The organism is Paenibacillus beijingensis (assembly GCF_000961095.1).
GTDB lineage: Bacteria > Bacillota > Bacilli > Paenibacillales > Paenibacillaceae > Paenibacillus_O > Paenibacillus_O beijingensis.
In genome coordinates, this window is the sequence record NZ_CP011058.1 from 2,513,200 (window position 1) to 2,532,319 (window position 19,120).

General features: G+C 53.2%; 10 protein-coding genes and 2 pseudogenes. 4 read left to right on the top strand and 8 right to left on the bottom strand.

Going from position 1 to position 19,120, the window contains the following annotated elements; genetic code table 11:
- Nucleotides 1-36: 36 nt before the first annotated feature.
- Nucleotides 37-4,407: an S-layer homology domain-containing protein gene (locus VN24_RS11370; protein WP_045670502.1), complete on the top strand. Its 4,371-nt coding sequence runs from the start codon at nucleotides 37-39 to the stop codon at nucleotides 4,405-4,407.
- Here VN24_RS11370 and VN24_RS28165 read toward each other — a convergent pair.
- Nucleotides 4,404-4,688: pseudogene (locus tag VN24_RS28165) on the bottom strand (WYL domain-containing protein); the annotation flags it as partial. The gene VN24_RS11370 and the pseudogene VN24_RS28165 overlap by 4 nt on opposite strands.
- Before the next feature lie 474 nt (nucleotides 4,689-5,162).
- Here VN24_RS28165 and VN24_RS11380 point away from each other — a divergent pair.
- From VN24_RS11380 to VN24_RS11390, 3 genes and pseudogenes are all read left to right on the top strand, one after another.
- Nucleotides 5,163-5,747: a ribonuclease H-like YkuK family protein gene (locus tag VN24_RS11380; protein WP_045670504.1), complete on the top strand. Its 585-nt coding sequence runs from the start codon at nucleotides 5,163-5,165 to the stop codon at nucleotides 5,745-5,747.
- Between the two features lie 677 nt (nucleotides 5,748-6,424).
- Nucleotides 6,425-6,883, top strand: a complete 459-nt coding sequence (locus tag VN24_RS11385; protein WP_045670505.1) for a DIP1984 family protein — start codon at nucleotides 6,425-6,427, stop codon at nucleotides 6,881-6,883.
- Between the two features lie 247 nt (nucleotides 6,884-7,130).
- Nucleotides 7,131-8,002 (top strand): annotated as a pseudogene (locus VN24_RS11390) (RtcB family protein).
- A gap of 175 nt (nucleotides 8,003-8,177) precedes the next feature.
- Here VN24_RS11390 and VN24_RS11395 read toward each other — a convergent pair.
- From VN24_RS11395 to VN24_RS11430, 7 genes are read right to left on the bottom strand one after another with little or no spacing between them, the layout of a single operon-like run.
- Nucleotides 8,178-8,858: a DUF4956 domain-containing protein gene (locus VN24_RS11395; protein ID WP_045670506.1), complete on the bottom strand. Its 681-nt coding sequence runs from the start codon at nucleotides 8,856-8,858 to the stop codon at nucleotides 8,178-8,180.
- Between the two features lie 15 nt (nucleotides 8,859-8,873).
- Nucleotides 8,874-9,584: a polyphosphate polymerase domain-containing protein gene (locus VN24_RS11400; RefSeq protein WP_045670507.1), complete on the bottom strand. Its 711-nt coding sequence runs from the start codon at nucleotides 9,582-9,584 to the stop codon at nucleotides 8,874-8,876.
- Nucleotides 9,585-9,589: 5 nt separating this feature from the next.
- Nucleotides 9,590-12,709, bottom strand: a complete 3,120-nt coding sequence (gene pelG / locus VN24_RS26300) for an exopolysaccharide Pel transporter PelG (protein ID WP_052702899.1) — start codon at nucleotides 12,707-12,709, stop codon at nucleotides 9,590-9,592.
- The gene (gene pelF / locus VN24_RS11415; RefSeq protein ID WP_045670508.1) at nucleotides 12,685-14,124 is read right to left on the bottom strand and encodes a GT4 family glycosyltransferase PelF; all 1,440 of its coding nucleotides are present in this window, start codon (nucleotides 14,122-14,124) and stop codon (nucleotides 12,685-12,687) included. The genes pelG and pelF overlap by 25 nt, the downstream gene beginning before the upstream one ends.
- 2 nt (nucleotides 14,125-14,126) lie before the next feature.
- Nucleotides 14,127-15,962, bottom strand: a complete 1,836-nt coding sequence (locus VN24_RS11420; RefSeq protein ID WP_045670509.1) for a DUF2194 domain-containing protein — start codon at nucleotides 15,960-15,962, stop codon at nucleotides 14,127-14,129.
- A gap of 8 nt (nucleotides 15,963-15,970) precedes the next feature.
- Nucleotides 15,971-16,876: a hypothetical protein gene (locus VN24_RS11425; protein WP_045670510.1), complete on the bottom strand. Its 906-nt coding sequence runs from the start codon at nucleotides 16,874-16,876 to the stop codon at nucleotides 15,971-15,973.
- Nucleotides 16,869-19,079 carry an NAD-dependent epimerase/dehydratase family protein gene (locus VN24_RS11430; RefSeq protein WP_045670511.1) on the bottom strand — a complete coding sequence of 737 codons (2,211 nt, stop codon included), beginning with the start codon at nucleotides 19,077-19,079 and terminating at the stop codon, nucleotides 16,869-16,871. The genes VN24_RS11425 and VN24_RS11430 overlap by 8 nt, the downstream gene beginning before the upstream one ends.
- Between the last annotated feature and the right edge of the window lie 41 nt (nucleotides 19,080-19,120).

Below are 19,120 nucleotides of genomic sequence, written 5' to 3' on the forward strand. Positions count from 1 at the left end.
ATTTTTTATTTTCTTTTATTGATGGAGGGTACCAGAATGAGTCGTATTGGCAGCAGGATCAAAGCGGTAATACTGAGTGTCATCATTGCCGCAACCGTCTTGTCGGGCATCGGACCGGCAGGGAGGGCATTTGCGGAAACGACTGGAAATCTTGTCATTGGCGGAAATGTGCAGGAGTGGATGTTGGATGAAACGAATCGGTCCATCTATGCAGCGACAGATGACGGTAAGCTATTATTCATCGATTTGAGCGATTTTACGCTTAAGGGCAATGTCGATTTGGCGGGCGTTCCGTCGGATGTCAAGATGGACAACGGTCAATTGTATGTGCCGATTCCGGCATCCAAGCAGGTTCAAATTGTGGACATCGCGTCCCGAAGCATTGTCAATACGGTGACGGCCCCCCATATCCCCCAAAGGGTCGCCGCCAAAGGGAACAAGCTGTACTATGTTGAAAAAGACAGCTTCAGTTTCATTTATTCCTACGACCTTGCTTGCAGTTCCGCCTGCGAACATCAGGTCGATGTTTACCCCCACAATTACTATCAGGCCGATCTTGCCGTTGATCCGGCGGCGGACAGGCTGTATGTCGGTGAATCGGGTTTGAGCGGCAGCGCGTTGGTCGCCTACGACATCGATACCGAGACGATCGTCGATCAGTCAGGGTACAACGACGATTATGGATTTTCTTACCCTTCCCGTACGCTTATCGTGGATGGGCAGCAATTATTTTATGCCGGCAGAGAGTTTAATAAAGCCAATTTGAAAGAAATATACGGCACCTTTAAAGATTTGAAATTGACCGATGTCAATAACCGTTATGCGGTAGGAACAGACCCGGCAGGCTCCTCCGTTGTCGTCTTTGACCGGAACATGTTTCAGAAAGCGGGCTCGGTTCCCGTCAGCGCGAGTAAAGCGCTTATCGGGCCGCAGAATGAGCTTTACACCTTCATATCCTCTTCGAAGTCGATTCAAAAGATTGTCGTATCATTGGCTTTGGATATGGAGCAGCCTGCGAAGGAAGACAACCGCTTAACGCTTCTGAACGAGCTGACAGACTTGGCTTACGATGAAGCACACGATCAGGTCATTGCAGTCAGCCGCGACAGCAACAAATTATTATACATAAACGCTTCTGCGATGACGGTAACGAAAGAAGTTTATATCGGTTCAATGCCGACCGACGTCGATCTGGCGGGCGATAACGTTTACGTGGCGCTCCATGGGGCAACGCATGTGGCTGTGACGGATGCGGTGTATAACGAGGCGTCCTCCGCGGTTCATCTCATCCCGCTGAATGAGGAGCCCAAGTCGATCGCAGTCGTAAACGAAAGCGAATTGTTCTTCACCCGGGATAACGACAACATATCCGGTCACGATCCGATTTTTCACCGGGTGAACGGCACCGTCTCGAAGGTCATGCTGACCGGCAATCCCGTTGCACCGACCTATTACGGCGCCGATTTATTTTATGACGCCGCCTCGGACAAGCTGTTTGTATCCGAAAAGGGGCTTTCCTCTTCGGAAACGGTCGCGCTGCAGCGGAATTCAGGCACGTTCGTTGTATCCGCAACGTCTCCGAGTTTTTCTTATCCGAAACAGGGGCTGATCATGGATGGTGTGTATGCCTACTACGGAAAGACGAAGCTTCAGGCAGACACATTAACGGCGGCGTCTCCCGCCGTCACTTTCGATACGGAAGTACTGGCGGCCAAAGGACAGGATGTCATTACAGCCACATCCGTCTATCGTAACGGTGTGTTATCGTTCAGGCTTCCGTTTACCGCCGATTTCGCGCTTCTCTCGAAAGGCGGCGATGCGGTCTGGTTGTACAGCAAAAATACGAAATCGTTATACCGCTATACCAGCATCGATGAAATCAAAAAGCCGCGCGTTCAAGCGACGAACCTGAGTTTTTCCGATTCGGATCAGACGGTTGGAGAAATAAGCGGAAATGTGACGTTCCGCGGCGCTTCGGACCAGTCGTATGTGACGGGATATAACGTCTATTTGACGGATTCGTCGGGAAAAGCTATCAGCCGGCTCGGTTTCGTCCCGAAAGGCGGAACTGCCGGCGATGTATCGCTTACGGTTCCGGAAAATACGGCTTTGCCGGATCAGACGGCAGCGATACAGGTGAAGGCGGTTAACGAATATGCCGAGAGCGACCGGTTCGTATCGATCCCGCTTTGGGATGCTCCTTTTGGACCGTTAATCGGTTCGTTTACGGACTTGGATCCGGCCGCACATCAAGTTGCAGGGACATTGAAGTGGGAAACGTATAAACCGGAATCGAGAATTGTTGCCGGGTATAAGGTAACGCTGCGAAATGGCACTGAAATCGCGGATATCTCCGCAGGTAAGCCGTATGAGATTGAATTGAACGCGGAGCAAATGCCGGGGACGTCGGAGATGCTTTATGTGACGGCTTATAACGCAGGCGGAGTCCGGGCTCCCAGCTCGCTCGTAATTCTATTCGGAGATCTGCAAACGGCAGAGGCGATCCGTCCTCAGGGCAGCGTATTTATCCCTGCTCCGAACAGACCCGGGTTCACGGATATGGATAACGCCGCGGGCCGGATCGGCGGAACAGTCCATTGGGATCGGAACGATGAACATATGGTTCTTGGATACCGGCTTTATTTCACCGATTCCAAGGGCGGCAAGAAAGCGTTGATCGGTGAAATGAAAGTACTCGGCCTGCCGCTCTATGGATTCGCGCTTCCTTCCGGAACGGTCATTCCGCAAGGAGCCAGCGATATCGCCATCTATCCATATGACACGAACGGAGAAGGGGATGCCGCCTACGTCAACATCCGCGATAGCGGGGACGTCGACACGATACCTCCGACCGTTACCGTCAGTGAAGTTCTGGACAATTCCACCAGCGTCAAGGGTGTTACCGAGCCTTACGCTAAAGTTGAATTATGGAAGACGGACCAGCTGCTCGGATCGGCTCAATCCGATGAAAGAGGCGAGTTTGCGATACCCATTTCGCCCCAGCCGGAAGGAACGAGCCTGACTCTAACCGCGACGGATCAGGCTGGAAACCGTGGTCTCCCGCTGACGATACGGGTCACCGCACATCCGCAAGAAACGGGCAATTCACCGGTTACGGACGGGTCAGTCCCGTCAAGCAGCACGAATCCGGCTGCTCCGCCAACGGGCACCGAAGCAACCGCAGGCACAATCGCTGCAACCACCAGAACGGATCAGTCCGGACGCCTGGTGGTGACCGCTGTTGTTGATGCAAACCGTTTCATGCAGCTTGCTGAAGCAAGCGGAACTTCATCCAGGCTGCTTCTGGATGTAACGGCTCACGGAGACGCAGTGAACACGGAGATAGACGCCGGATCGTTCCAATTGCTCCTTGACCGCAACGGTTCGGCGCTGCTGACCGTAAGAACTTCTCTCGGCTCGGTCGAACTGCCGGCGGAACTTGTCGTGTCAGCGTTAAATCAGCTGAACCTTGCACCCGCTGGCGCCGTGGTAACGATAAGTATAAGCAAAGCGGGCGTGAGCCAGACGGAGGAATTGGATCGAACCATTGGGGCTATGGGGGGAGTGCGGCTGCTTGAGCCGGTCGATTTCAGCGTAACGGTAACGGCAGCGGAAGGGACACCGATCGAAATCGCCAACTTCACAACGTTTGTCGGCCGAACTCTTCAGGTTCCTTTGTCGAATGCCGCATCGTTCGCGAATATGACCGGGGTCGTTTATAATCCCGCAACCCATTCGTATTTTCCAGTCCCGACGATCTTTGCCGATACGGACGGCAACGTGACGGCAACGTTGTACCGTCAAGGCTTCTCCGTCTATTCGGTCGTCAAGAATGAAAGAACGTTCAGCGACTTGTCCGCCGGATATTATGCCAAAAAAGAGATTGAAACGTTGGCTTCAAGATGGATCATCAATGGGTATGCGGACGGATCTTATCGTGCATCGGACGCGGTGACCCGCGCGCAATTCGTGCAAATGCTGACAAGAGCGCTCGGTATATTGCCGAAGCAGACGGCGCCTTCATTTCATGATGTGAAACCGGCCGCGTGGTATGCCGGCGCAATAACGGCCGCTGCCGAGGCTGGTTTGGTGAAGGGTGATTCCGATGGAAGCTTCCGCCCGAACGATCCGATCACCCGCCAGGAGCTTGCCGTTCTCATTGCAGGGGCGATGAAAGCCGCAGATAAGGCACCGGAATCCACCGATGCCGGAGAGCACCAAATGATCACGTTCCAGGATGGGCAGAAGATCGGAACCTGGGCATCGGATGCGGTGGCATACACTGTACAAGCAGGAGTGCTCAAAGGGTTTACCGGAAATACATTCGCCCCGGATCAAACCGCGGACCGGGGGCAAACCGCCATGGCTCTGTACCGGATGCTGAAGGCGCTTGGATGGATGAATTAAACTCGTTTTACACAGCCTGTCGGCAATTGTCGGCAGGCTGGTTTTTTATTCCAGTACTGGGCCAGCGCTTTGGAAGCCGACTCCAGCATGCGGCGTTTCAGATTATCGCCTTCGATGATTTTCACCCGTTTCCCAAGAAAACGGATCTTGGACAGCAGAAACTCGCTCTCATCGGCGAAAAAGGTGACCCGGATCCGGTATGTATTTGCGGTATCGTCGTAGCTTACCGTTTTGTCGAAGCAGGAGAACGCGTACAGGATTCGCGACAGATCGTTGCCATACTTTCACCCTGTTCGCGGAATGCTTATTGGGCGAAAATCAGATTGTGAAGCCGAGGCAGGTTGTTTATTCTATAGCTGACATGCTGTAGGGAAGGATCGGGGCAGCGGGGGTCTTTTTTTGATCCCTTCAAAGTACATATCTAATTAAGATCACAAAGCGGGGTGCGAATGATGAAAAACGGTAAACAATGGCACAATAAGAAAGCTCAGCAGGAGAAAAACCGACAGCAGGCAGATACCCGAGTCACGAAACAACGGAACGGTCGGCCGTATCATTTATCGCTTAGACCCTTGAAGTTGATTGGGCGATGTTGTCCCTTATGTACGTGTATCGTGCTATCTGAACCCGGATTTCTCTTTCCCTGATGAAAAGCAGCGGCGGAACCGGCGACAGATAGCTTTTTATTTTTCCCGCAGCCGTGCCAAATTCCAAAAAGAAAGGAAGAAGCCTGCCTTGCGTTACAGGTGACACTTATGAAAAAACGACAATTCCCTTTTATTCACGAAAAAGTATTCCGGAACTTCTCGGAGAGAAACATGCCGCTAAGCGTGGTGTATGACCGGATTCAGAGCTTCATGCGAACCGATCCGTGTGCGGCATTTAAGCTGATTATCGGAACGGACGCGCAGGTCCATGCCGGGCATACGAAGTTTATTACGTCGATTGTTATTTTTCGCCCGGGTCGCGGCGCCTGGTTCTGCTACCGTCAGGTGATCATTCCAAGGGAGATCCGGTCGATCAGGGAGAAGCTGACGCTGGAGACGACGTTCAGCCAGGAGATTGCCACCTACTTTGACGACGCGAAGCGCGCCATGCTGGAGGACATCATCCTGCCGCATGTCTATCAAGGCGCAGGTCTGCAGCTGTTTATCGATATTGATGCGGGCACGGATGAAAAGCGGAATCAAACGTCTGCGTTCGTGGCGGATATGGTCGGAAGAATCGAGGCCATGGGGTTGTCGGCAAGAGTGAAACCGGACGCGATTGTTGCATCTTCCGTTTCCAACCGTTTTACCAAAATACCTTATCGCGGTCATGCTGCCGCGGTTTCAACTTAACCCCGTTTTTCATCATCGTCATACTTTCGCCCTGTTCGCAAACCCGAAGATGAGCGAATATAAAAGCGTGAAGCCGGCATGGACTGGACAAGATGAGGCGGAATCACTCTGCCTCAATCATTGCCGGCGAGGCGCCGGGGAGGGTTTCTTCGCTACTTAAGCACACCAGTTATTCCAAGGGCATTACGGCAGGTTCGAGTCCTGCAGTCAGCCTTCCCCGTCTATTCCTCGCCGGAAGCGGTTTTGCCTCCGGCAAAACCTAGCAAATCGCTCCGAAAAACCTTCCGATGATCTAACGGAACTGGGTGCTCTTATTTTGCATTAATGAGCCCATTTGGATAGCTAACGGAACTCACAGCTCTTAATCTATTTAAATGGTCTATTTTCAGACCGAAAAACCGAAATAAGGTCCGATACTTCCGTTAGATTTTCAAATCGAACAACATGAGCAGAATAACGTCAACTGCCTCCGTTAGCAGCCAAGAACAACCCGTAATGGCAACGGTTTTTCGGGATCGTTCTACTAGCTTGTGCTCCGCTTGGCGGTTATGGATGCCTGTTCATTCACGGCCGCTTGTCATGATTGGAGTAATGTCGCCATACTTCGGCCATGTTCAATGGACTTGAAATGAGCGAAGATAGAAACATGAAGCACGTCCCGGGAGGAGAAAGAGAATATGAAACTGGCAGAAGCGCTTGTTCTGCGAGCAGACAGCCAAAAGAAAATCGCACAGCTGAAACAAAGACTTGAAAGGGTTGTGAAGGTCCAGGAAGGCGAAGCTCCGTCGGAGGATCCCCAGGCTCTCATCGCCGAACTGGAGCAAACGTTGACCGAACAAACGAATTGGATACGAAAAATCAAAACGAATGCCCTGACTTCCTTCAACAGCGAGCTTAGCATCTCGGATGCTTTGGCCCAGCGGGATCGGTTGATGCAGCATCGGAAAATTTTAAGCGACATCCTCGAGCATGCGTCCATTAAGCATGACCGGTTCAGCCGTTCGGAAGTGAAGTTTGAACGGACGGTAGACGTTGCGAAGATTCAAGCGCAAACCGACGAGTTGTCCAAAGCTTATCGGGAGTTTGATTTTCGCATTCAAGAAATGAACTGGACAACGGATTTGATTGAGGAATAGCTGCGAAGGTAACCCATTTCGGCAAAGGCGAGCATAACCCGCCAACGGGAAGTTGGACCTCCTAGTTAGACGAAGGGCCATGTCTAAAACAATGACCGATGAGCCCAGTATTGTAACAAGAATGCGCCTAAAGCATGGAAGTAATGTGTACCGCTTATTGTAACGACCGTGTGCTGATTTGCCAAGATGGGTGAGGGCGGGGAAGGGGATTTGCAGCTGATAGTATCTATAGAATTGTAGCACTTATATGGCTTATCAAACAATAGATGGCGTGCGCGTCTGGGGCAATCCCGACCCGGGCGCGTTGTCGCAAGCCAAAACATGCGCGGAGCACGGGAATGTTGTTCAAGCGCTGCTTATGGCCGATCATCATAAAGGCTACAGCCAGCCGATCGGCGGCGTTGTCGTGTATGACGGGCAAATATCGCCTTCGGGAGTCGACTACGATATCGCGTGCGGCAACAAAGCGGTTCGGACGAACTAGCTTGCAGCGGATATAAAACCGAAACTGCCGGCAATTATGGACCAGATAGCCCGCAGAGTCTCCTTCGGGATCGGTCGCGTTAACAGTGAGAAGGTGGACACGAGCTGTTCGACGATCCGGATTGGGGTGTGTATGCGGCCATCGGGCGGCAAGAGCACGACAAATTAAAGGCGTTGGTTCGTGACCAGCTCGGGACTGTCGGCAGCAGCAATCATTTCGTGGATTTATTCGAGGAGGTCGGGACGGGACGGCTGTGGATCTGGAACCATTTCGGCAGCCGGGGGTTCGGTCATAAGACGGCAAGCGGGTTCATCAACTACGAAAATCGCGATTCGTTCCACAGCACCGTGCACGGGGCCGGCCGGATCATGAGCCGTACGCAAGCCGCCGGCAAGATGAACTGGAAAACCCGTACCCGCTCCGGCGGGCAGATTTCGACGGAACAAATGATGCAAGCCGTTCGCGACTTCGGCGTCGAGCTTCGCGGGGCCGGGACCGACGAAAGCCCGTTTGTCTACCGTAACCTCCAGGAAGTGCTGGATGCGCATGCGGAAACGATAGAGGTTCTGCATGTACTGAGGCCAATCGGGGTGTGCATGGCGGGGGCGAATGAGTTTGATCCGTATAAGGACTAAAGCAGGAAAGAGACCAGCTGCACTCTCGTTCTTCACCTGATAAGGAAAGGTGGGAGGGCAATCGGATATGACCGGGCTTCACAAAGACCGTAAGCGAATGGGCTTATCATCTTTTTGAAGCCCGCCGAAAGTGCCGTGACCTTACATCACGATCGTCCGCTTCCTGGACAGACGGTTACTGGGCATAATCGCCCGTATAATTAATGAGAGATACATCCGATACGCCTTCAATTTCGGACAGTTGGTTGACGAATGACGTATTGTCGTCACGCAGTCTAAGCTCGACGGTCAGTTCAATCATATCCTTGCGCACCGTTTTGGAACGCAGGGTGTAGGTGAACTTACTCAGCGCCGTCCTGACATTCTGGGCTGCGGCATCCGAATGCCGAATAATGAGCAGATAAGGCTGCTCGCGAAGCTTGCGGCGGGATAGCCAGAGCAGGGCGGCGCCGACGGCCAAAGAGCCGATCAGAGCGACGGGATACAGCTGGGCGCCGGTTGCGATCCCGGCGGAGATCGCCCAAAACATGTAGACGATATCGAGCGGGTCCTTCACCGCGGTCCGGAAGCGGACGATACTGAGCGCGCCGACCATCCCGAGCGACAAGACAATGTTGGTGCTGATCGTCATAATAATAAGCGACGTAATCATCGTCATCAATACGAAGGTGACGTTGTAGTTATAGCTGTACACAACGCCGCGGAATGTTTTGCGGTAAATATAGAAAATGAACAATCCGATCCCGAAAGAGGCCAGCAGCGACAGCAGAATATCGACATACGACACATTGCGGAAGGCGTCGAGATGAAGGACGCTTTTTTTGAATAAGTCTTGAAAATTCGTAACATCGTTCATGATGCAAGTTCCCCTTTACGGTTTAAAGTGAAGCATGGCGGCTTCCCGGCAAATGACATATTTGGAAATGGCGGAACGGTTGCTGGTGCTCGGAGCGGCGAGGGACCGGATCGCATCGGGCAAGTAACGGTCGTATTTCACTTCCAGAATCGTGCGGGACGTGTCCAGTGCTTCCCGCAGCACGAGATGGGGCGAAAACAGGTCGAAGGAGCCGATTCCCGCGCTCAGTTTTTTGTCAAACGTGATGCGCACATTTCCGTATGGGTAAACATAAGCCTCGCGGATGTAATCCACGATGGCTGCCGGACGGAAGCCGCGCTGCGTGATCTCCATATAAAAATCGCGCAGCAGCGGATGTTCCTCATGACGCAGGAGCGAAGCGTCCCCCTCGAGCAGTTTGACATAAGCGTCGCGGGTAAGCGTCGCGCCTTCTTTGTTCACGTAGTCCCCGTATTTGCTTTTCCGCTCCAGCCGGATGATGGAATCATCCTCGTTATAGATACGGATTCGGTATTTGCGCCTGCCGAATATGCCGTCGTTTTTGTCATATAGGGCGTGATCCTGGGGACCGTCGAAATAAAGGCTGCGAATGTTGTACCCTTCCGGGCTCCTTGAGTTGGAGTCCAGAGGGAGCACGGCGGAAATACGCTGGCGGATCGTCAAGTATTCATGTATATGCAGGAAATATTTTAACTCGTGGCGGAGTTTGCGTCCCATAAATTCCATCGGGTCTAGTTCACCTTCACTTCCCGTACACCGAAATATTTAGTCCCCTCGATATCCACATGCGTGTCAAAGGCAATCTGGCTGTGTCCGTTGCCGTCGCTGACGGTAACCTTCCAATAATAAGTTCCCGGCTGGAGCGATTTCAGCTGAACGGCGGTTCCGCTAGTCGTCTGCCGCTTGACGACGGACGTAATGGCGGGATCCTTTGCGAGTGTCCACTCGTAAACGAGATCGTCTCCCTGCAGGTCGAAGGAACGCTCCCATGGAAACGTAACCGTGTCTCCCTTCTGCAGAATATCGCCGAGGAAGAACGGTTTGGGCCGGAGCAAATCCTCCTTGAACCGCTGCATGGAACGCGCCGGCGTGGAGGCGATTTGCCGGTATTGCTCATCCATCCGGCCGAATTGAATCGGCAAGAAGCCGATATCGGGATAATTCTTCATGACAGGCTGGACAACGGGGGCATACCGGGACAGCAGCCTGGAAACCGTTGTTTCATTAATATAAGATTGATAAAGCTCATTCATCTTCGCTTCAAGCAGTCTGACATTCTCTTCGCTGCGGAAGAAGCGGTTGTGCAGCTTGACCCCCCAATAATAGCTGATCCCGGTTGCATAAGGGCTTAATCTTCCCTTCAATCTCTCGAGTTCCCATCCTCCGTCATAATCCCACGGCAGAAAGTACCACTTATTGGAGTTTAAAGGCGAATAGATAAGGAAGTTATGCGAACTCGTATCCATATTGTCCATCAGTATGTTGGAAGCGACCCAAGTCAAATAGTTGTCCAGATCAAAATGCTTCTCCATCACCTGGTTAATCGGGATCGAGAGATTATTGACATCATCCAGCATCCCGAGCAGCTTCTGATGCTCTCCATAACCTTCGATGGACAGCCTCGTTTCGAACTTGGCCTTATTGTAGGCAGGATCGTCATGTGCCTTCAGCTCGTCCGGATAACGCAGAAACTCGAACATTTCGGCCTTGTACAGATAGCCGTACGGGTCAAGCCGATGGGTGCGAAGAAACCGTTTGTTCGGCTGCTCGACATGAGTGAACAGCCCGTAGTCCTGAAAGCCTGTGCCGGCGGAACCCCGGCTGTCGCTCAAATCCTTGACGAACAGACGGATAAACTGGGTGCGCAAACCGGCCATATCCGGGATCGTTTCGAACAGGTCGAAGCTCAGTTTATTGCGCACACGCGAAGGATCGGGAGAATGCTTGTTCAAGTTAAGCGTTCGCTGGCCGCGCCAAAGACCGCCCTGGTCATCGAGCTTGATTTTATAGGACCGTTGCGCTGAGTAGCGGGTGGAGTTCCCGCGCAGACCGATGGTGGCATTGGCTTCCTTTGCGCTGTAGCCGTAACCATCCGCGGCAGGGCCGCTGCCATCCGGCGAGCCCTCCTGCACGACCGCCTTCAGCGTTCCTTCATATTCCCCGCCTTCCATACTGTTAAGCCGATACCAGTCGAACGGATTCGGCCCGCCGCTTTCATCGGGGAGAACCGTCACATAGAAAGCGGTGATCGAGTTGTCCTGATCGCTCTCATAAAGCCGCTTGTCCTCCACCAGCTTGTCCGGCGTAACGGCGGTTTGCGGCGGCTTTTCCGCTTCTGTCGCTTCCAAGGTTTCATTCGTCGCAGAGTCGTTGGTACAAGCGCCGAGAAGCACGGCCAATGCCAGCAACAGCAGCATGGTCATTGGCGATTTGGGCAGCTTGCGGCGCGAGAGGGCGGAAGGCCGTGGCAGTGTTGAAATAGGCTGCGCACAGAAAGTATGGTAATCGATCCGCTCGGCATACCAGACGATTCTTGCGAGCGAGGCGCAAAGCGCGGCCATCGAGGCGGCGAGCATGCCGAAGCCATGAGCCTCCGCATGCATCGTCCATGCGCTTAGGGCGGCGTTTAATATAACAAATGAACTGCTGATCATAAGAACACCTTTCCGGTCGTCGAAGTAAAGAAGTAGAAGCATAATGACAAAAGCGATGATAAACAGATAATAGCTGAGTACGAGCACCATATAGATTTGCAGCTGCCCGGTGGAGAATCCGATCATCGGCAGCAGCTGAAAGCCAAGGGCTACGGAAATAACCGAGAAAATTAACTGCACCTCCATAATGAAGGCAATCTCCCGCATAAGCGTTTGCTGCATTTCCTTGCGGGCGGAAGCAAGGTCCGCAATGGTGCCTCCGGTCAGGATCAAGGTGTAATACTGTTTAAATTTCTCATAAAATGTCGTCTCCACCACCACGACAAACGTAACCAGCGTCGGCAGCACCGTAAGATAAGCATAGAACACCGGCGTATCGTAAAAGGGAGAGATCCGGTAACCGCCGGCGATCGCTTCATTCATCGGTCCCAGCCAGTATACAAAGCTGTGCACATAGACGCCGGCGTAGAAAAAGGTGCCAATCATCATCAAGGAAGGGTACCGGCGGACATAAGCCAGAAAGCTGAAATAAAGGCGGCAGTCGCGAGGCGGCAGATTCTTCTCGAGATGGATGCTTGTCAGCAGAATGACCGGAAAAAAGCCGATATCCATGGCAGCAAGCATGCCGGCCGCTGTCTTCCAGGGCGTAAACTCGGCCAGCAGCCAGGCACAGGCGATGCCTGCCAGCGCTCCGATGAGAAAGCTGCGCGTAATGCGCTTGTAGTCCTTCAGCACGGTCAGGAGCACGGCCTGCAGCCAGAGGACAATCAGCTCGCTGAACAGCAGCAGAGCGGCCATCTTATAGCCGGCGGGTGCCTGCACCCCGTGCAGGAACAGCCAAGCAACCAGCAGGCCGAGCGGCAGGCAAAGGGCGGACGAGCCGTAATAGGAAGACAGCAAATGCTCAGGCTGTTTTTTAAAGAGCATATCCGCCATAAAGCGGCTCAGCGTCATCGACAGGCCGCCGGTTATAAGGACGGAAAAAATGAAAGCGTAGACGACCGTCACCAGGAACAGCTCTTTGTCCGCATAGCTTCCTCCGGCGCGGGTCAGCAGAAAGTTGATGGCGATCACCATAATCATGCAAAGAACCATCGGACCGACGACGGTCATCGATGAGTAGCCGTAAGCCCGGAGCTGCCCGAACAAACTGTCGGAGCGGTATAACTTTCTTAATTCGAAGCCGATTCCCGCCATGCTGCCGCCTCCTCATACTGTTGGTACAACCCGCGGTAGTCACGGATAAATTGCTCATGCGTATACCGGGCCCGCACCCGCTTATAGCCGTTTCGTCCCATTTCTTCCCGCAGCGCGCGGCTTTTGCAGAGCGAGATGACGGCTGCGGCCATCTGGTCATAGTGCATCACCGGGACGACCACTCCGGCTTGACCGAAGTGATCGCTCACGCCGTACAGCAATTCCCGGCAGCTGCCGACGTCGGTCGTGACGCAGGGCTTGCCGGCCGCCATCGCCTCCAGTACGGCAAAAGGCATCCCTTCGCTGATGCTGGACAACAAAATGATATCCATCCGCGGAAGGTACTCCTGAACATTGACCTGGCCCGTGAAGTGAATATCGCGGACGCCAAGGTTCCGGACGAGCTGCCTGCATTCCTCGGAATACGTCTCGTCTTCCTCGGATGGTCCCATAATATATAACTCGGCCGCTGGGATTTGGCGTTTGACGAGCGCAAAGCTGTTGATCATCGTCTTGATGTCCTTGATGGGCACAAGCCGCACAATGGCGCCGATCCGCACCTGCGCATCCTCCCGCTCCGCGGGCGAAGGCGTTTCGTCCGCCATTTTCACCCCGTTCGGAATAATCCGTATTTTATTCGCGTCGCAGCCGATTTCAACCTGGATGGCGCGATTGCGCTCGAACAGCGAAATCACTTGATCGCTCATCGTATAAGCCGCTTCAGATAAATGGTAGAAATACTCGATCCACAGATCCTTGAAATAACCGAGCACCCAATCGGCCTTAATGATTTCCTCCTCCCGTTCCCGGGAGTAAATGCCGTGTTCGGTGAGCAGAAACGGCTTGTTGTACAGATGTTTGGCTAGCGCTCCGATGACGCCGGCATAGCCGGTCGAAACGCTATGGTACAGGTCGGCCTCCGGAATGGCGCTGCGGATCGTAAGAAAGAGCGGCAGCATCATGGAGCGGACGGTCCAGAACATTTCGGTAAAAGGAACCCGTGTGTACCGCTGCTCGCACAGTTCGACCACAAGGTCGAAAAAATGCTCGCTCATCATAATATCGGCGGCGGAAAGCTGCTTGTTCAAGCGCAAAAGGTCAAAAATCCCGGGCCAATCCACCGGTCCGTCTCCGCTGATCAGCGAACGGAGCGATTCCTGCTCACGGGCGTTCGGCCGAAACCGGTGCCGTTTGCTGCGCTGCTCATGCAGGTAACCGTCCAAAAAAATTTCGTGCACCTCCGTCAGGTTGGAAGGCAGCTTGTATTTAAACTTGCCGCGCTGCTTTTCCTCCGCGCCGATGGCAAACATAATAAACTCATGCTCCGGCAAATTTTGGGTAAGCGAGTGGATCCAGCTCGATACCCCGCCGGTGACGTACGGATAAGAACCTTCGGCAATCAGACAAATTCTCATGGTTAAGCCTCTTTCAGTTCAATGGTAAACGTTGGCTCCGATGCACGTACAAGGTAGACGCCGTCATCAATTTTGCGCACCTCGCAGTCGGAGAGACGGGCGATTTTTTTGGTCGTGCGCAGGAAAAACGACAGATTGCCCCCGTTCCCGGACACCGTCCCTTCAATGGAATTGCCGTTATGCTGCAATTGAATGCCGCTCGTCAATACGTTCTCTACAGCCACGGCTGCCTGGGCGGAAGTCTTGGCTTCGAGCCACGGATACGTCATCTGCAGCTCTTTCAGCATATCCGAAAAGTGCTCATATAACGACTCCCATTTCATGTCGTGGTTCCGGTCCTCGTCGATGAGATCGTCGGGATGGACAAAATGGGAAAAGTAGCCGTGCAACGTAAGCGCCGAGGCCGCGAACCAAGTCCCGTAGGGCTCATTCATATACCCGGATGTAATCCTCGGCATTTCCAATACCCCGTCCTTCGCCAATTCGAACTCCTGCACATAAGAGAAGCCGCTGGCATCCTCGCCGTACAGCGAGGCGACGACGGCGACCTCCGGCCAGCTTCGCTTAAGAGCCTGTCGTCCTTCCGGCCCCAATACATTCGAGGGCGGGACATAGGTCGATAACGTGTAATTCGGAAAGGAAGCTTTCGCAAAACGGAGAGCCTCGTCAATCGACAGTGACATATTTTCCGGCGAAGACCATGCTTTGTATCCGTAGTTTCTTGCCGTCGTTTCATCCATCGTAAGCGACTGGTGATTGTAGCCGTGCAGACCGAGTTCTCCGCCTTGCTTGAGCAGTTCGCGTCCAAATGCAATCAGCCCCTCGCGATCCGAATCCTCGGGCGAACTGAAGGGTGCAGCTACATTGTGATTGTAGGACTCGATGATCACTCCGCTGTACTTGACGTTGTATCGGCTCGCGGCCCGCAGCATATCCTTCCACCAGACATTCCGGTAAAATTCGGGCAGATCTCCTTTATAACGAGGAGAGATGTCCAGTTCGGTCTTCGCCGGCAAAGGGGCGGGAAAATCATCGATATACATCACCTTGGCGTTGAACACCGGATAGATAAAATCCGGCTGCAGCATGGAAATGGCACCGGCCAGCAGGCCGCGGTTGATTTTCTCCTGCAGCATCGTCCCGTTGAACACCGTGAAGCTGCCGCTTCCATAGCGGCGGCTCCAGAGCAGCGGTGTTCCGTCCGAAGTGGCGGCATGGATATGGCTGTCGGAATCCAGCTCGACTTGCAGCACGGTATTGGTTATGAAATCATCATCGATATGGAGGCCGGATTGTCCGATAATTACGTTATCATAAAGCCGAATACCAGTTTTCGACACCCAGTTGCCTGTATCCAGAATACCCAGTTTGCGCGACAGAAGGTAGTAGGCATCATCCGGCTCCGGCACAATCGTGAGAAGAACCGAACCTCCTTGCTCCACATAGGATGCGAGCCGATTGATATCTCCGATAAGGCGCAGAGACTCTAAGGAAATAATAACCGCCTGGCAGCCCCGGTAATCTGCACCCGCCTTACGGATGTCGGTCATTTGGACCGGTTTTTTCATATAACCGAGCACCCGGGATGCCTGCCCGTTCACCTTGGAGCTGAAAGCATCCGAACCGTTGTAAACCAGACAAAAAGGAGACCCGCCCGGCTGGGGAATGCCTGCCGAAGCGGCAGCCCGCATGCGCTGAGCCAGATCCCGGTTATCATTTTGGTTGCCGAATTTTTGGAAGAAGCTGGATTGTGTGAGCAGCAGGACGACCGCAATGACGGCAATGCCGCCAATAATCATATAGATGCTCGGGTTCAGCCGTATTTTTTCTCGAGCCATATCCTTTTTTACCCTCCTTTCGACCAATACCGGACAATGGTGATCGACTTATTGGACAACCGGATCGGTGAACGCTTGAGCTGTTCCAATGCCGCTTCAAGCTTATGGGGCAATCGGAGGACATAGTAGAGCTTGATCATGACAAGATAAGCTTCTTCCTTCTCAGGAAAACGTTCCATATATCGACCGGCCGTCTGTTCGGCCGAAGCATAGTCCCCGATTTCCAAATCCGCGTCCAGCTTCTCGATATAAGCGGTCTCCGCTTGCGGATCGGCGTCGATCCAGTGTCCGAGCACCTCCGAATAGGTTTGCCGAAGCTGAAGATAGGTCTGTCTGTCCAGAAAGCCGCTGCGAATATAGTCCCTCAGCACCTCGGCATAGGAGGCAAGCACTTCACGGTCGGTGCGGTTTTCTTCGTACTGAACCGCAAGTGCCTGAATGGTCAGGTTCAGCTTGCGCTTGATTTCCATAATGGCGCTTGCCGCGTAATGAGAGGTTTCGGTATCTTCATTGCTCACGGCAAGACGGAGCATTTCCAGGTGATCCAGCGACTGGGTTTTAAGCATATCGATCACGGCCTGTCTTCTCGAAGGCAGGTCGTTGATTGCAAGCGCCTCTTCAATCGAAACAACGTTCAGTTCCCGTTCCGTTTCCGGAGTATGCAGCTGTATGGACGCTGCTGAAGGAACGTCAAGAGAAGCGGCAGTCAACAATTCATTGAGCTGAAGTTCGCGCTGGGCGGTGTCCGTATCCCGTTGCGGACGCCTCCGGAAGAGCGGCAGCGTAAGGCCGACGACCGGGAAGGCGGCTGCAAACGAGAAGCGAACCCAGGCTTCCCGGGGACTGCGCCGGAAGCGCAGACCGATCATCAGGGCGCAGACGAGCAGATAAGCGATATAAAGGGCTTCAAACATACTCGGGACCTTCTTCGACGACTTTCATGTAAATGTTCTGTTTCTGGAAGCGTTCCAGCACAAATTGCGCTTCTTCCTTGTTTGTGTTGCTGAGCAGCACCAGCAGTTCACCGTTTCGGCCCATCCCCATATAATCGGTTTCGCGCAGCGACGCAACGATCCGGTCGGCGAGTTCGTCGGTACTGGAACCGTCTGCAAGCGACGTCAGCAAAATAAAGTCGAGGCCGTAGCGCGAGCTGGCCTTCTGCTTATTTATCACGATTTCGGCAAACACCTCGTGCCGGAGAACTTTGCCCTGCATCCCATCCACGTAGCGGATGGTGCCGACCGCTTCAATATACGAATGGGCGCGCGTCAACGCGGATGAAATGAGATCGACGGCGACTTTGAACAGATTTTGATAGTAAAGAGTGAACCGCTCGAACTCGATCGTATGGACAGAGACGAGGGCAACCGTCTGCCCGGCGCTGATGACGGGTGCCGCCAGCAGCGGGAGATCGGCCTTAAGGTCTTTGTTGACAAATAGCTGGTGGCTGACCAGCAGCTCGTTCAGATAGGGATAATCCTGCACTTTGACGGACTTCGCCACGTCAGTCATGCCGCTCGAGTGTGCTGCCAGCCGCAGAAAGTTCCCCTGCTTGTTGACCGTATGGATGGTGACGCTGTCCGTATTCATAATGGATTCCAGTACGCCGACTGCAGCGGTAAAAATCTGTTCGGGCTCCAGCGTCTCGAGCTCTTTCGTCACCGCATGCAGCTTGCCGAAGCTGTGGCCGTTCGTCAAAATTTGCTGCTGCAGCTCATCCTTGATGAGGCGTGTTTCATCAAAGATATGATGCAGAAAGCTGTACTTCTCCTCTGCTTCCAGCAGCTTCTCCTCTTGGCTCCGCAGCTTCCGGGTACGATGGTCGATGGAATATCCGACCACGAGTCCGGCAGACAGATAGACGGCAAGCTGAAAGAAAAATTCGGAGCTGTAGGTCAGCGCGATCAAGTCCCGTCCGGATTCCAGTTCCCGGTATATATAAAGCCCGAAGGCGAGTACCGTCGCCGGCATCGATTGGCGGCTTCCGTGCAGAAGGCCGATCAGCAGAATATACAGCAAACTATAGTCAAACGAATAGGATGAGACAGGCTGCAGCTTCAATGTGATCCAGAGAAGCACCGCAAAACAAAACAAATTCTCCAAGGAAGGCAGGAGCGGCTTTGCAAGCTTTGCAAGCTTCGCAAGCCGGTTCTTTAGATCAACACGCGTCTTGGCTTGTTCTCCCGGCTTCGCGTGATCCGCCCTATGGTTCTGCTTGAACCAGTCATAGGTTTTGCGGAGGCCCTCCTGCAGTGAATATTTGGGCACCCAATCGAGACTTTGGAAAATCCGGCGGTTGTCGAGCGCGGAACGGTATATATCACCTTCACGGGGCTGGCTGTAGGAAACGTCGATCGCGCCATGAAGCTGCTGCAGATGCTTGATCAAATCGGTAACCCGGTTTTCGGTACAGGTGGACAAGTTGAAAACGCCGCTCAACGAAGAATAGGAGGCGCGGTAGATCGCATCGGCTACATCTTCCACATAGATGAAATCCCGCGTTTGCCCCCCGTCGCCGTAAACGTGAATTTCTTTCTGAGCCAATACGCGCTCAATGAAGATGGATACGACCCCGCCTTCGCCGCCATTGCCCTGCTTTGGCCCGTAGACGTTGGAGAACCGAAAGCATAAGGTGTCCAGGCCGAACAGGTCCTTCCATTTTTCACAGTAGATTTCTCCAACCATCTTGTTGATTCCGTAAGGGGAGATGGGATTAAGGGCTGCATCCTCACGTATGGGAACCTCATCTGGAGCGCCGTATACCGCCGCGGATGAAGCGAAAATAAACTTCTTTATGCCGTATTTACGGGCCAAAGTGAGCATATTGGCGAGGCCGAGCACATTGGATTTGGCATCCAGCTCCGGCTGAATCATGGAGGTGGCCACACTTACTTGCGCGGCTAAATGGACGACGACATCAAAACGGTGGGCCCGGAAAATTTCGTCGCAGTTTCGATCCTCTACGTTCAATATATATCCCCGATGCTTGAATGGAACGTTGCTTTTGCTGCCGGAGGACAAATTATCGAGGATGAATACCTGGTCCCCCTCTTTATGAAACCGTTCCGCCACGAAAGAGCCGATAAATCCATACCCGCCGGTAATTAATATTTTCATCCATCAATCTCCCTTAAACGGTCTGATGTACTTTCAGGCTA

Bases quoted from the DNA above. Each gene is read 5' to 3' on its own strand.
- VN24_RS11370 (WP_045670502.1), top strand. From the start codon at position 37: ATGAGTCGTATTGGCAGCAGGATCAAAGCGGTAATACTGAGTGTCATC.
- VN24_RS11380 (WP_045670504.1), top strand. From the start codon at position 5,163: ATGAAAAAACGACAATTCCCTTTTATTCACGAAAAAGTATTCCGGAAC.
- VN24_RS11385 (WP_045670505.1), top strand. From the start codon at position 6,425: ATGAAACTGGCAGAAGCGCTTGTTCTGCGAGCAGACAGCCAAAAGAAA.
- VN24_RS11395 (WP_045670506.1), bottom strand. From the start codon at position 8,858: ATGAACGATGTTACGAATTTTCAAGACTTATTCAAAAAAAGCGTCCTT.
- VN24_RS11400 (WP_045670507.1), bottom strand. From the start codon at position 9,584: ATGGAATTTATGGGACGCAAACTCCGCCACGAGTTAAAATATTTCCTG.
- pelG (WP_052702899.1), bottom strand. From the start codon at position 12,709: ATGGCGGGAATCGGCTTCGAATTAAGAAAGTTATACCGCTCCGACAGT.
- pelF (WP_045670508.1), bottom strand. From the start codon at position 14,124: ATGAGAATTTGTCTGATTGCCGAAGGTTCTTATCCGTACGTCACCGGC.
- VN24_RS11420 (WP_045670509.1), bottom strand. From the start codon at position 15,962: ATGGCTCGAGAAAAAATACGGCTGAACCCGAGCATCTATATGATTATT.
- VN24_RS11425 (WP_045670510.1), bottom strand. From the start codon at position 16,876: ATGTTTGAAGCCCTTTATATCGCTTATCTGCTCGTCTGCGCCCTGATG.
- VN24_RS11430 (WP_045670511.1), bottom strand. From the start codon at position 19,079: ATGAAAATATTAATTACCGGCGGGTATGGATTTATCGGCTCTTTCGTG.